Here is a 12,290-nt window from a genome sequence, read left to right as displayed (position 1 = left end):
TTGAGACACGCTAGAAAATTACTTGGCAAAATTCAAAAAGAAAAAATCTGAACCTACTAAATCACCTGAGGATTCCAATAATGAATCTATCAATAAAGAATCAATTGATGTTCCCGAAACAGAAAAATCTGAACCAGTTCCTGAAAATTCATCAACTGATCCACCAGTAAGTATTGCTGAAAGAAGTGAAAAAGATAGAAAACTAAATAAATTATTTTGGATGAGAGTTGCTCTGGCTTTCATTGCAGGTACTGCTGCAACTTTTATGTTTGAAGGAATTGAAGGTGAGGAGAGAAGATGGGCTTCTATAGCATTTATGATTATTGTATTTTTTGGAACAATTATTGTTGCTAAAGGAATGAAAATGCAATTACCATCCTCTGATAGAAAAAAAATTGTCACACAAGGTATTGGTAGCTATGTATTTTTGTATTTATTTACATGGATTGTAACTTATACAATAGCTCATTCTGGAAGTGTTACAACTGGAGTAAATCTCTAAAATGCAATTAAAATTATTTAATGAGATTTAATGTGGGATTTTAAAACTCCAGGAATTCCTGATGAATACTTTGATAGAACAGAGAAAGTTCCTATTACAAAAGAAGAAGTAAGAACTATTCAAATTAGTAAGGCTCGATTAAAACCAGGTCAGGTTGTATACGATATTGGATGTGGAAGTGGCTCTATTTCCATTGAAGCTGCAATGCAAATTGAATCAACTGGTAAAGTATTAGCAATTGATTATGATCAAAATGCTATTGAATTAACTAGAAAAAATATGGAAAAGTTTGGAATATCAAATGTAATGTTGATTCATGGAAACGCTAAAGAAAAAACATTAGATCTTGAGGAAGCTGATGCTATATTTATTGGAGGGACAGGTGGAGATACTAAAGAAATAGTAGAAATTTCACAAAATAAATTAAAATCTGGTGGAAGAATAGTAATAGGAATAATTTTAATCGAAACTCTATATTCCGTACTACAAATTCTAGATAAATTAGAGTTTAAATCGATTGATATAACACAAGTCACCATCTCAAAGAGTAGGAAAACATCTACGGGAACTATGATGCTTGCAAGAAATCCTGTAACAATAATTTCTGCAACAAGAGTCTAGTCTAGATTTTTAATTGGGATAAATTTCCTAGATTACATGTCAGGTCTTATTGGAATAGGAGTTGGTCCAGGTGATCCTGAACTCCTTACAGTCAAGGCAGTAAAGGCAATCCAAAATGCAGATATAATTATGTGTCCTGCTTCAAATGAGGATCGTCCCAGTATTGCATTGTCAGTGGTATCTTCATTAATTGACAAATCAAAAAATCAAGATATTGTTAAACTCATTTTTCCGATGACAAAAGATAAAGATGTTCTTGAGCAAACATGGAAAAAAAATGCAAAGATCATGGCAGAAAAAGTTTTGTCAGGAAAAAATGTTGTTTATCTTACAGTAGGCGATCCTTATCTATACAGCACTTGGATCTATATGCATAAAGATCTAAAAGAGAATTATCCAGATATGGAAATCAGTGTCATTCCAGGAATAGTTTCAATGTTTACTTTTGCTTCAAAAGTTGGAATAAGTATTGCTGAAGGAGCTGAAAAAGTTGCAATTATTCCATCATGCTATGATTTATCCAGTGTAAAAGAAATCGCTAAACATTCTGAAACAATGGTATTTCTTAAAGATGGTAGATATTTTGATCAAGTAATTAATGTCCTAAAAGAGTCTGGATTTCCAGATAATTCAATTTTTGCGATAGGACAAGATCTTGGAACAGAAAATGAAATTGTGAGAAAATTAACATTGGGTGAAATCAATGATGATACTTTAACAACAAAATATTTTTCAATCTTGGTGGTAAAACGTGTCTGATGTTTATTTTGTTGGATGTGGTCCAGGAGATCCCGAGTTAATAACAGTAAAAGCAAAAAAATTAATTCAAAAAGCAGATGTTGTTGTTTATTCTGGATCATTAATTCCAAAACCCATACTGAAACTTTGCAAAAAAGGAAAACTCTTTGACGCTGCAAAATTAGTAAGAGAGGAAATATTTGATTTGCTATACAAAAATGCAATTAAAGATAAATTAATAATCAGATTACATGATGGTGATCCATCAATTTATGGTGCAATTAAAGAACAGATTGACAATCTTGAAAAAAAAGGAATAAAATCAATTGTTATTCCGGGTGTAACAGCATTTCTAGCTTCAGCTGCAGCCTTAGGAACTCAACTAACACTTCCTGGTGTGACACAGACAATTATTATTACTCGTGCAGAATCTAGAACCAAAGTTCCAAAGCGTGAAAAAATTTCAGAGCTTGCAAAACACAAAGCTACATTGATCTTTTATCTTAGCATTCATTTGATATCTAATTTAGTAAAAGAGGCTGTTGCTGGTGGATACAAAAAATCTACACCTGTAGCAATTGTTTACAGAGCGAGTTGGGATGATCAAAAAATTATCAAAGGCACACTAGAAGATATAGCAAAAAAAGTAAAAGATGAAAAAATTACAAGAACTGCAATCGTAATTATTAGTGATGTAATTGATCCTGAAACTTATGAATATTCCAAACTATATGATAAAAAATTTAGTCATGGGTATAGAAAATCTAAAGTCAAATAGATAGAAAATTTACTTGGTTATTGATTCCTAATTTTTTTAATTTGTTTTGAAATTCATGAACATTACCTGAAGTAAATATTTTTAAAGAATTTTTTTTATTTTGTTTATGTTGAATTTTTTTGTAGATCTTTTTTGCAATAATGTTACCTGGATCTAGAAATTGTATTGATAAGTATTCTTTCTCTAATAATGTTTGTATAAAAGGTAAGTGAGTACTAGATAATGTAATTGTATCAATTGAGTTATTGACTAGTGTATCATCAAGAGTTTTTTTAATAATTTGAGAGCATAGTTTTTTATTTGTTAAAAATTTTCCAGATTCTACCAAATCAACAAGTTTTGAGCCATTTATCTTTGTAATTTTTGTAGATTCTAAAAACTTTTGTTGAATTATATGATTACATAAACCCTTACTCCTAATTGCAGAATCCGTAGCTAGAATTCCAATATGTTTTGTTTGAGAAAGTTTTTCAGCTAATTTTAAAGGTGGCTTTACATCAATTATTTTTTTGTTTGTCAAATCAAGCATCAAACTTGGAGTATTAGATGCTACTACTATAAAATCTGGTGAAAATTCATTTTCTAGTAATTTAATGGATTTTTTAATTATGTTATTTATTTGAGATTTAGATTTTGTCCCATATGGATAGTTTTGACTATCAGCAAAATAGATTATCTCAGACTTGCAAATCCTTTGAATTGCATTAATTATTGATAATGAGCCTAGCCCTGAATCAAAAACTGCAATCCTTGACACAAATTATAGACATAGGGGAGGCATATAGTTAGTTAGCTAAATTTAATCCAAAACTGATCTAAATTTACACTCTGTATTAAGACTAAAAATCTAAATCAACATCCATGCCAAACTTCGATAAGACTTGGGCTCATCAAGAGACCCAAAGCGTAACTGGCAAACTCCGTGAAGCAGTAAAGCCTCAAGGTGCATTGAAACCACGAATTCAAACTGCAGTCAACAAACTACAAGTCCAAATATCAAAAATGGACTCTATGTTAGGTAAACTGCACGAAAGAGATGCGCAACTCTTTCAGAGAGTCGTGACTGCAATGCAGCAACATGATACTAGCACAAGTAGAGTTTTGTCTAACGAATTAGCTGAAATTCGTAAAGTTACAAAGATGCTCGGCAATGCAAGAATGTCATTAGAACAAGTCCAACTAAGACTGACTACAATTCATGATCTTGGTGATGCTATGGTAGCAATTGGACCAGCAATGTCTACAATGAAGGGATTGAAGTCATCGCTAGGAAGATTCATGCCAGAAGCTGATTCAGAATTGAATAGTATGACACAGACTCTTAATGGACTCATGATGGATTCACTTGCTGGAGATTCATTTAGTATGGAATCTGCAACCTCAAGTGAAGAAACCGAAAAGATTCTACAAGAAGCATCTGCAGTAGCTGAGCAACAGATAGGAGACAAATTCCCATCTGTGCCATCTTCAACTGGACTTTCGTCTCAATCCTCTACTTCTACATTTGAGTAGCTGGTAAGGAAAGACGACTGTCATTCTTTTTGTTTTAATTTTTAAGAGTTAATTCCACAGTTTTTCTTTAAAAGTAAGTTTTTTGTTTAAGATAAAGTTACTAAATGCTGCAGTACCAATTGCTGTAATAAGAGCTAATGGATATGTGACATCATAAGAATCTACAAGTAGATAGATCATTCCAAGTTGTACTAATGCACCTAATGAACTAAAGAGACTAAATTTACCATATTGATAAAGTGTTTTCTTACTAGAGAAATCTCTATCTTCAAATGTCCAAATCTTGTTTAAAATAAAATTAGTTGACATTGATACTATTATCCCAAAAATATTTGCATGAAGATACCACATTTCTGTTAATCCATGTGTGAATAAGGTTGACACCACATAATTTACTAATAAACCAGATGCTCCAACAGTAAAGAATCTTGCAGCTTTAGAAAGAAAACGAACTGAAGTACGTTTCTCAGTTGATTTTCCAACTTGTTTATTGGTATATAATTTCCATATAGATTTAAAATAATCAACTATAGTTTTAGAATCTAATTTACTCGAACCAAATTTTCTATTCTCAAAAGTATAAGGAATTTCTTTAATGTTAATCCCTTTTGTTTTCACCAAAAGTTCTAAAAGAAATTTGTAACCTAAAGCATCAAAACTTAATTCCTTAATGATATTTTTTTTAAATGCAAAAAATCCAGACATTGGATCTTTTGTTTTAACTCCCAATCCTTTTTTAGCAATCATGGTTGCAATCTTACTCATTATCTTTCTTTTTGTAGTCCAACCCTGAATATTTCCTCCAGAGATATATCTTGATGCAACCACTAAATCGCATTGATATTGTTTGAACATCTCAATCATTTTTGGAATAATTTGTGGAGGATGTGAAAAATCAGAATCCATTACAACAATTGTGTCACCCTTTGCTGTTTGAATTCCGTTTAAAATTGCAGATGAAAGTCCTTTCTTTGCTTTTCTGTGTACAATATCAATAGTACTACCAGCAATTTTTTTAATATTTGAGATATAATCTTCAACTAACTTACCTGTTCCATCAGGAGAATTATCATCAACAACAATGGTTTCAGTATTTACACCCTTTGGGATATTTTCATGAATCAATTTAAGCATCCCTAGAATGTTCTGAGATTCATTATAAGTTGGAAGAATGATTGAAATCTGAGGATAATTTTGACTCATACCTATTTCTCTTAACCTAAAACAAATGAATATTAATTTATAAAAAAATTCATGCCCAACTATTCTTTTTTTAACAAGAATATGGAGATTATCTGGATTTTAATTTCCATATAATCATTATTGGTATAGTCTATTCAATTTTTTCAGTTTAAAATTAATGAGAATCATAGTTGAAAACAGTAGTAGTAATATCAATAATGGATAGTTTATTTCTGGAAGTGATTTGTCAGGAGAGATTAGATTTCCCCACTTTGATGGGGATGGGATTTGAAATGAATCTTGTGTTGAGTTATTAGGCCAAGTATAATATTCATTGGAGTTTGAATCAAATACTGAAAGATAAAAACCATAATTATCAGAACGATTCAAAATTTGAATTGGAATTTTAAATTCATAGCTAGAGTGTGGAAGTGTTGAATAACGATCATTTTCATCAGAAACAGAACTGATTGCAATTAATCCATTTGGATTAGAAATTTCATTCATAACAGAATTTGATTTACTTGTATTATTTCCTTGAAATGTTTTTGGGTGATCACTATCTAATGATATAGAAAAACAGAAATCATCATTTGAGAAAAATTTGGTTTTATCATTTTTTGCATCAAAACAAATTATTGATTCATCCATTTTTTTATCTAATGTAAGATCACTTATTGGATCAATGAAAACATAAATGTAATCTTCATAATGAGCAGTTCTTAAATGAATAATAAAATTGCCATCATCATGAGAAATGAGATTATGACTAGATTGCTTCCATTCTAAATAATTTGACCATTTTCCATCAAACAGTACATCCTCCATACTAGGTGATTTTGTAATTAAAATTGATTCTTCTGCAGCATACGAATAACTAGAAAAGAAAAAGATCATCATGAATGATATGAATAGAAAATATAATTTCAATTAAATTTTTAGAACTTATATCAGATATAAAAAAATCACTCAATGATAATCAAGTTTATAGCAATGAATGATCAAATATTTGCTATGAAAAAAACTATTCTAATTGGTGCAACAATTATAATCATTATTGGCATTCTAATTGTATCTGGAATAATTTCAAATGATATTGAAAATTCTGATGAAATAGTATCTGATCAATCATTATCTTTAGAAGATACTAAAACTGAAGTATTGGAGGAAAAAGGTAGAAATCTAAGTGTTGAGCTATCTGAGTCTATTGGCCTTAAATCACCCTAAATATTGCCAAAAAGGATCAATTTGTTGAGGGTTTTTTGCCAAGCTACCTATAATACAGTTAATCATAGTTTTTTCAATGAAAAGAACTACAACTATTGTGTTATTTGCAAGTATCTTTGCAGTAACAGTTGGGACATTAGGTCTTAGCAGTAATTCTGCTACATCTTTAATGGTATCAGCTGCCCCACAATCTCAGGAAATTAGCATGTTAGGTCATGTTGAATATCTTGTTACAGATGAGATGGGAAATGTTAAGCAATATTTGCAAGGTGACAACGAAGTAGTAAACGGCGGTGAAGACTGTGTTGCAAATTTGGTCTTTGGAGTTGGTGGATGTACTGCATCTACAGTATTTAGTTGGGTTGGAATTGGAAACCATACCAGTGGAACTGTAAGTGCAACAAACCAAACATTAGCAGATGCAACAGATAATGCTGTTGCAACATGTGCTGATACAACTAATGATGGTGACATGGCCAGAAGAAATGGAGTTGTAGCATTAACAAGTGCAGCATCAGGTCCAACAGGTACAATTGTAACAATTGATACATCAACTGTTCCATTCACATTTGACGCTAGTAATGCAACAACTGTATATGACTCGGGGTTGTTTAATGCAAATTATGCAGGATCACCAGTAAATGGTAAATGTCCAACAGCAACTTCACAAACTTCAGGTACAGATTGGGAAATGTTCTCAAGACAACTACTCAACACAAACCAAGGAATTACCGTCAGTGATGGAGATAGTCTCTCTGTCAAATGGACAATCACTGTAGGATAAGATTAATTTTTTAACACAATCTTGTCTTTTATTTTTATGTTTTTTTAGAATTATTTAGATTGTAATATTTACAATTCTTTTTAATTTTACATACATCACACATTGGAGATACTGGTTTGCAGATGTTTTGACCGTACATAACAAAAGTATCATTAATGTCAATCCAATATTTTTTTGAAATCTTTTTCATTAATTCCTGTTCAGTTTCTTCGGGATTTTTTGTCTCTACTAGCCCCAATCTATTTGATATTCTATGTACATGAATATCGACAGGGATTGCAGGTTTTTCAAATGCATATACAAGTACACAATTAGCAGTCTTTCTACCAACACCTGGTAGTTTTACTAGTGTTTCCAAGTCATCAGGCACAATTCCGTTATACTCTGAATCTATTATTTTGGCCACATCAATAATTCGCTTTGATTTGACATGATAAAACCCAATGGATTTAATAATTTTCTCAACATCTTTAACTTTGGCATTAGCTAGAGATTTCGCATTCTTGTATTTAGAAAAGAGAACTTTGCATACTTTGGTAGTGCTTTCATCTTTAGTTCGTGCAGACAGGATTGTTCCAATTAGAATACTAAAAGGACCTCCTGTTTCTACTTCATGAAGTTCTCTTAGTGCAGTCATTCTTGGTGGTTTTACAGAATTCATTGTATCTGTCATACCACGCAGAATTTTTTCCATATCCATGTAGTAATTTACGTACAAGTATTATATCTGTAGTAGTGAATCAATATTATTGGAATTAACCAAGGAAGAAGAATCTGCACTAAAAGGTGAGCAGGGAGAAATAATGCAGATGGCATACAGAATTTTAGTAGCTACAGGTGAGGCAACTGATGCCGATAGATTAATCCCCATAGAGTGGTCACATTTATCAGGTGTAAATTACAATACAATTGGTGATGCAGGAGAGGAATTTCTCTCTAGCATTAGTAAGGATGCAAGAGTCAAAGTAAGAACAACTTTGAATCCCATGGGTTTTGACATTGATAATGTTGAGAATTATAATTTAGATGATAATTTTATTGCAAAACAACTCTCAATTAAAAATTCATATGAAACAATGGGTGTTACTCCATCATTTTCCTGTATTCCATATGAGATATTTGATATTCCAAAACAGGGAACGCAGGTTGCATTTGCAGAAAGCAATGCTGCAATTCATGCAAATTCCTATGATAATCTAAAGACAAACAAGGAAAGTGCATTTAGTGCATTAGCTAGTGCTCTTACTGGTAAAAGTCCATTTTCATCTTTGCGAAAAGAAGACTCTCCCAATCTCACCATAAGAATGAAAATAAAAAATCCTAATGAGTTAACATATGGAATGCTAGGTTTCTTTGCTGGAAAAGTTGGAGACACTTCAGTAAACATTTCGGGGCTTGGAGAAATGGATAAACGTCAATGCAAGGCAATGTGTGGCGGAATGGGAACCTCTGGAACATGTGCAAAATTTCTATTTGGTGAAGGGGATGCAGACTGTGAAAAAGTAGATTTTGATGAAAAAGAGATGCAAAATGTTCATGATGAGTTAAACACATCAGAAAAAGGAGACTTGATCACTTTAGGCAGCCCACAGTTAGGATTAGAAGAGATTTCAGAACTAACATCCAGGCTAAAGGGCAGATCATTTATGAAGAGATGTCTAGTTTTTTGCCCTAGAACAGTAAAGGAGCAAGCAAAAAACATTGGATATTCAAATGAGTTGGAACGTGCGGGATGTGAAATTCTTTCAGATTGTTGTACATGCCTTACTCCACTAATCAATAAAGAAAATGTGGATGCAGTAACAACTAATAGCATTAAGGGCGCATTTTATTTGAAAAACTCTAATGGAGTTGATGTAAATCTAAAACCATTATCAAAAATTATTGAAGACGAAACAAGATGAGGAAAATTTTGGTTCAAGGAAATGTAAAGGGGAAAATACTAAAATCTAAAATGCCAATTAATTTTTTAGGTACAGTAGATAAAAAAACGGGAATAATTTCTGACAAAAATCATGAATTGTTTAACAAGTCAATTAAGGATACAGTTCTGGTTTTTCCATCAGGAGTAGGAAGTAGTGTTGGTGCATACACAATTTATTCAATTAAATCAAATAACTCTGCTCCAATTGCAATGATTTGTCAAAAAGCTGATTTGACAGTTGCTACTGGTTGTGCACTTGCAAATATTCCATTAATCATTGTTTCAAATGAAGAGTTTAAATCATTAGTTGATGGACAGGAAATTACTTTAGATACAAAAGAAGAAAATCCAATTTCAGTGATACAATAATAAAACTAGGAGCGCTTTTTAGTTAGAAACAAAACTCCTACAATTACTCCAATACCTGCAGCAATGTAAAATGGAAACAAAGCAAAAACGTTCTTTGATGGATCACCAGATAAAAATTCTACTACCATTGATCCAGAATTAACTGCTGGAATGTCAGTAGAGCCCTGCAATCCATAAACAGAGTATGAATCTATAGCAAATTTACCAATGTCTAGATTAGTAACTACTATTCGTGCACCATTATTTACTGTCAGTCCCGCTCTATCAGTGTAAGATACGATAGATTTTGCCTGAGGATACCAACCACGTTCCAAATCCCTATGGACCACGACGTATCCTTCTTTTGGGGTCTGAACTGCTACCCAAAACTTGAGATCAGGCTGCGATCCCATTCCAACTTCAATAAACTCATCATCTGATTCTTGGTCATAGAATCTAAGAATCGCATTTCCATCGGGATGAGAATATAGAAGATTATTATCGATTGTTACTTGCCAACTCACTGAATGAACATCATTTAGAGAAATTACTGGGGCATCTCGTAGAACTACGTTAAAATTTTCAGCAGGAATATCCAATGTATCAATAATGAGTGAAGGGTTTTTCAATTCTTCTTGAGCAAATACTGGTGAAATTAGAAATCCTGCAAATAAGATTAATCCAATAATATACATCATAAGCTAGAGTAATTTCGATTGAATAAATATCTAATCAACAAAAGGTTTTGGATGATCCAAGATTACTTTGGCAACTTCTGGTCTTAGAATAAATTCAGAAGGTGCTTCACCATTTTGAATCATCTCACGTAGTTTAGTTCCGCTTATCTGCTCTTTTGCATCATCATTATGTGGACAAACTTTTGGAGTAGTATATGTCAAACATTTCCTACAATAGAAAAATGCTGGGAAGAAAACTGGAGCAATGTCTAGTTCAGGATAGTCATCAAATATTTTCTGAGCTGCGAATGGATCATAGAACTTTCCAACACCTGCATGATCTCGACCAATAATTATGTGAGTACAACCATAGTTTTGTCTCATTATTGCATGATGTATTGCTTCTTTTGGTCCTGCATACTTCATCTCAGTATGTAGTGTTCCAAGTAAACATCTATTTTCTTTATAGTACAATTTTATCATGGTTTCATAGCATTTTACAATTACTTCATCAACAAAGTCGCCAGATTTTTTCTTTCCAATAATTGGATTTACAAATACGCCATCACGCGTAGTAATTGATGTTTTTTGAAGCATCTCATGTGCTACATGTGGAGGATTTCTAGTTTGAAATGCACAGATTGTTTTCCATCCTGCTTTTGAGAACGCCTCTCTGGTTTGAGTTGGAGTTAGTCTATATTTTCTAATTTCATTCTCTTTTGGTCTTTGAATATAGTCAATCTTTCCTCCTACCAAGAATTCTTTCATAGACATTGTCTTTGCAACACCTGGATGAGATGGATCAGTTGTTCCATAGACTCCTTGTGATGTCTTTTCTTTATCAAAGGAGTATGTTTCATCAACATGTAATACAGCAACACCTGTTCCTTCGGGGTTTTTCAATAATACATCACCAGCTTCTTTCATTTCGGTTGCTGTTTGCTTATCTACATCAAGAACAATTGGAATGGCCCAAGCTAAATTATTTGCTAGTCTGCCTTTGGATATTACACTCTCAAAGTCTTTTTGTCCCAAGAATCCTTCAAGAGGGCTAAAAATTCCATCTGCAATGTTTTCAACATCATTTGCCAAGTCCTCTGAAATTGTAATTGAGAACAATCCTGTCGGATCAACTTTAGTAATTCTGTTAACTAGAACTCCACCGTGTGGTTTGATCATACTATCTGACATGTAAAATCCTCAACTAAGGGTCTATATGAAGGCCACACTCTTTGTGTTCTCCTTGTTCCCACCACCATCTTCCTGCTCTAAGATCTTCTCCAGGCTTTATTGGTCTGGTACATGGCTCACATCCAATACTAGTATATCCTTTGTCTAAGAGACTATTGTATGGAAGATTATTTTTTTTAATATAATCTTGAATTTGTTCCCATGTCCAATCAATTATTGGATTAATTTTAAGAATACCTCCGTGGCCATGATCTATCTGAAACATACTAACATTTTGGCGAATTTTGGTTTGATCACGTCTCAAGCCAGTGATCCAGCCATCCAATGTTGCAAGCATCTTATTCATTGGATGAACTTTTCTAATTTCACAGCAAAGTTTTCTATTCTCTACACTATCATAAAATAGGTTCATTCCTTTTTGATTTACCATTTCTTTGACTTCATTTGCATCAGGGAATAATATTTCAACTGAAATATTGTATTTTTTTCTAACAACATCAATAATGTCATATGTTTCCTGTGGTAAACGCCCTGTATCTAAAGTAAAGAATCTAAATTTTGGGTTAATCTTTAACATAATATCCATAATAACTGCATCTTCAGCACCAAAACTTGATGCTTTTGCAACTTTAGGATGCAGATTTTCAGATACCCACTGTAAGGCCTCCTCAGTTGTCTTTATTCTAGAATTAAGATCATCTACTTGTTCTTGTGTAAATCTTGCCACAAATTCATTTAAGATATTTGTTTTATATTGATTACCCAATTTTTGTCCTAAATTATAAACAAGTATAATTGAAAATAGA

The 12,290-nt window shown here is 32.4% G+C and carries 16 protein-coding genes; 9 read left to right on the top strand and 7 right to left on the bottom strand.

What is annotated here, in order from left to right; all coding sequences use genetic code 11:
- The first annotated feature begins 22 nt into the window (after positions 1 to 22).
- The 4 genes from ACX119_RS00640 to cobM are packed head-to-tail and all read left to right on the top strand — an operon-like array spanning position 23 to position 2,639.
- A complete protein-coding gene (locus ACX119_RS00640) occupies positions 23 to 502 on the top strand; it encodes a hypothetical protein (RefSeq protein ID WP_459351241.1) in 480 nt (159 codons plus the stop codon).
- 30 nt (positions 503 to 532) lie between these two features.
- Entirely contained in the window at positions 533 to 1,123 is a 591-nt protein-coding gene (gene cbiT / locus ACX119_RS00635; RefSeq protein ID WP_459351240.1) for a precorrin-6Y C5,15-methyltransferase (decarboxylating) subunit CbiT, read from the top strand.
- Positions 1,124 to 1,159: 36 nt separating this feature from the next.
- A complete protein-coding gene (gene cobI / locus ACX119_RS00630; protein ID WP_459351239.1) occupies positions 1,160 to 1,882 on the top strand; it encodes a precorrin-2 C(20)-methyltransferase in 723 nt (240 codons plus the stop codon).
- On the top strand, positions 1,875 to 2,639 hold the full coding sequence (gene cobM, locus ACX119_RS00625) for a precorrin-4 C(11)-methyltransferase (protein ID WP_459351238.1): 765 nt from the start codon (positions 1,875 to 1,877) through the stop codon (positions 2,637 to 2,639). The genes cobI and cobM overlap by 8 nt, the downstream gene beginning before the upstream one ends.
- On the opposite strand, the gene ACX119_RS00620 is transcribed toward cobM, so the two are convergent.
- Positions 2,632 to 3,396, bottom strand: a complete 765-nt coding sequence (locus ACX119_RS00620; protein ID WP_459351237.1) for a glutamate racemase — start codon at positions 3,394 to 3,396, stop codon at positions 2,632 to 2,634. The two genes, cobM and ACX119_RS00620, sit on opposite strands and share 8 nt — an antisense overlap.
- Positions 3,397 to 3,500: 104 nt before the next feature.
- On the opposite strand from ACX119_RS00620, the gene ACX119_RS00615 reads away from it, so the two are divergent.
- Entirely contained in the window at positions 3,501 to 4,151 is a 651-nt protein-coding gene (locus ACX119_RS00615; protein ID WP_459351236.1) for a Snf7 family protein, read from the top strand.
- Between the two features lie 48 nt (positions 4,152 to 4,199).
- Here ACX119_RS00615 and ACX119_RS00610 read toward each other — a convergent pair whose 3' ends face one another.
- Both ACX119_RS00610 and ACX119_RS00605 read right to left on the bottom strand, forming a co-directional pair.
- Positions 4,200 to 5,354 carry a glycosyltransferase gene (locus tag ACX119_RS00610; RefSeq protein ID WP_459351235.1) on the bottom strand — a complete coding sequence of 385 codons (1,155 nt, stop codon included), beginning with the start codon at positions 5,352 to 5,354 and terminating at the stop codon, positions 4,200 to 4,202.
- Between the two features lie 117 nt (positions 5,355 to 5,471).
- Positions 5,472 to 6,233, bottom strand: a complete 762-nt coding sequence (locus ACX119_RS00605; protein ID WP_459351234.1) for a DOMON domain-containing protein — start codon at positions 6,231 to 6,233, stop codon at positions 5,472 to 5,474.
- Positions 6,234 to 6,347: 114 nt separating this feature from the next.
- Here ACX119_RS00605 and ACX119_RS00600 point away from each other — a divergent pair, with 114 nt between their 5' ends.
- Together ACX119_RS00600 and ACX119_RS00595 are read left to right on the top strand one after the other, a co-directional pair.
- Positions 6,348 to 6,560, top strand: a complete 213-nt coding sequence (locus ACX119_RS00600; RefSeq protein ID WP_459351233.1) for a hypothetical protein — start codon at positions 6,348 to 6,350, stop codon at positions 6,558 to 6,560.
- A 76-nt stretch (positions 6,561 to 6,636) separates the two neighbouring features.
- Positions 6,637 to 7,344 (top strand): hypothetical protein, encoded by a 708-nt coding sequence (locus tag ACX119_RS00595; RefSeq protein WP_459351232.1) that lies wholly within the window; start codon positions 6,637 to 6,639, stop codon positions 7,342 to 7,344.
- A gap of 34 nt (positions 7,345 to 7,378) precedes the next feature.
- Here the strand turns inward: ACX119_RS00595 and ACX119_RS00590 are convergent, their stop codons facing one another.
- Complete coding sequence (locus ACX119_RS00590) at positions 7,379 to 8,038, bottom strand: endonuclease III domain-containing protein (RefSeq protein ID WP_459351231.1); 660 nt, start codon at positions 8,036 to 8,038, stop codon at positions 7,379 to 7,381.
- 55 nt (positions 8,039 to 8,093) lie between these two features.
- On the opposite strand from ACX119_RS00590, the gene ACX119_RS00585 reads away from it, so the two are divergent.
- A complete protein-coding gene (locus ACX119_RS00585; protein ID WP_459351230.1) occupies positions 8,094 to 9,248 on the top strand; it encodes an aconitase X in 1,155 nt (384 codons plus the stop codon).
- Positions 9,245 to 9,637 (top strand): aconitase X swivel domain-containing protein, encoded by a 393-nt coding sequence (locus ACX119_RS00580; RefSeq protein ID WP_459351229.1) that lies wholly within the window; start codon positions 9,245 to 9,247, stop codon positions 9,635 to 9,637. Before ACX119_RS00585 ends, ACX119_RS00580 begins: the two co-directional genes overlap by 4 nt.
- Before the next feature lie 5 nt (positions 9,638 to 9,642).
- On the opposite strand, the gene ACX119_RS00575 is transcribed toward ACX119_RS00580, so the two are convergent.
- Genes ACX119_RS00575 through ACX119_RS00565 form a run of 3 tightly spaced genes read right to left on the bottom strand, consistent with a single transcriptional unit; the run spans position 9,643 to position 12,211 of the window.
- Positions 9,643 to 10,314 carry a hypothetical protein gene (locus tag ACX119_RS00575; RefSeq protein WP_459351228.1) on the bottom strand — a complete coding sequence of 224 codons (672 nt, stop codon included), beginning with the start codon at positions 10,312 to 10,314 and terminating at the stop codon, positions 9,643 to 9,645.
- Positions 10,315 to 10,344: 30 nt separating this feature from the next.
- The gene (gene sat, locus ACX119_RS00570) at positions 10,345 to 11,484 is read right to left on the bottom strand and encodes a sulfate adenylyltransferase (protein ID WP_459351227.1); all 1,140 of its coding nucleotides are present in this window, start codon (positions 11,482 to 11,484) and stop codon (positions 10,345 to 10,347) included.
- 13 nt (positions 11,485 to 11,497) lie between these two features.
- Positions 11,498 to 12,211: a phosphoadenylyl-sulfate reductase gene (locus ACX119_RS00565; protein ID WP_459351226.1), complete on the bottom strand. Its 714-nt coding sequence runs from the start codon at positions 12,209 to 12,211 to the stop codon at positions 11,498 to 11,500.
- Positions 12,212 to 12,290: the final 79 nt, after the last annotated feature.

The sequence above is a fragment of the Nitrosopumilus sp. S4 genome (assembly GCF_054515835.1).
The sequence above is the reverse complement of the archived record's forward strand: the minus strand, read 5'-3'. Positions and strand labels throughout refer to the sequence as shown.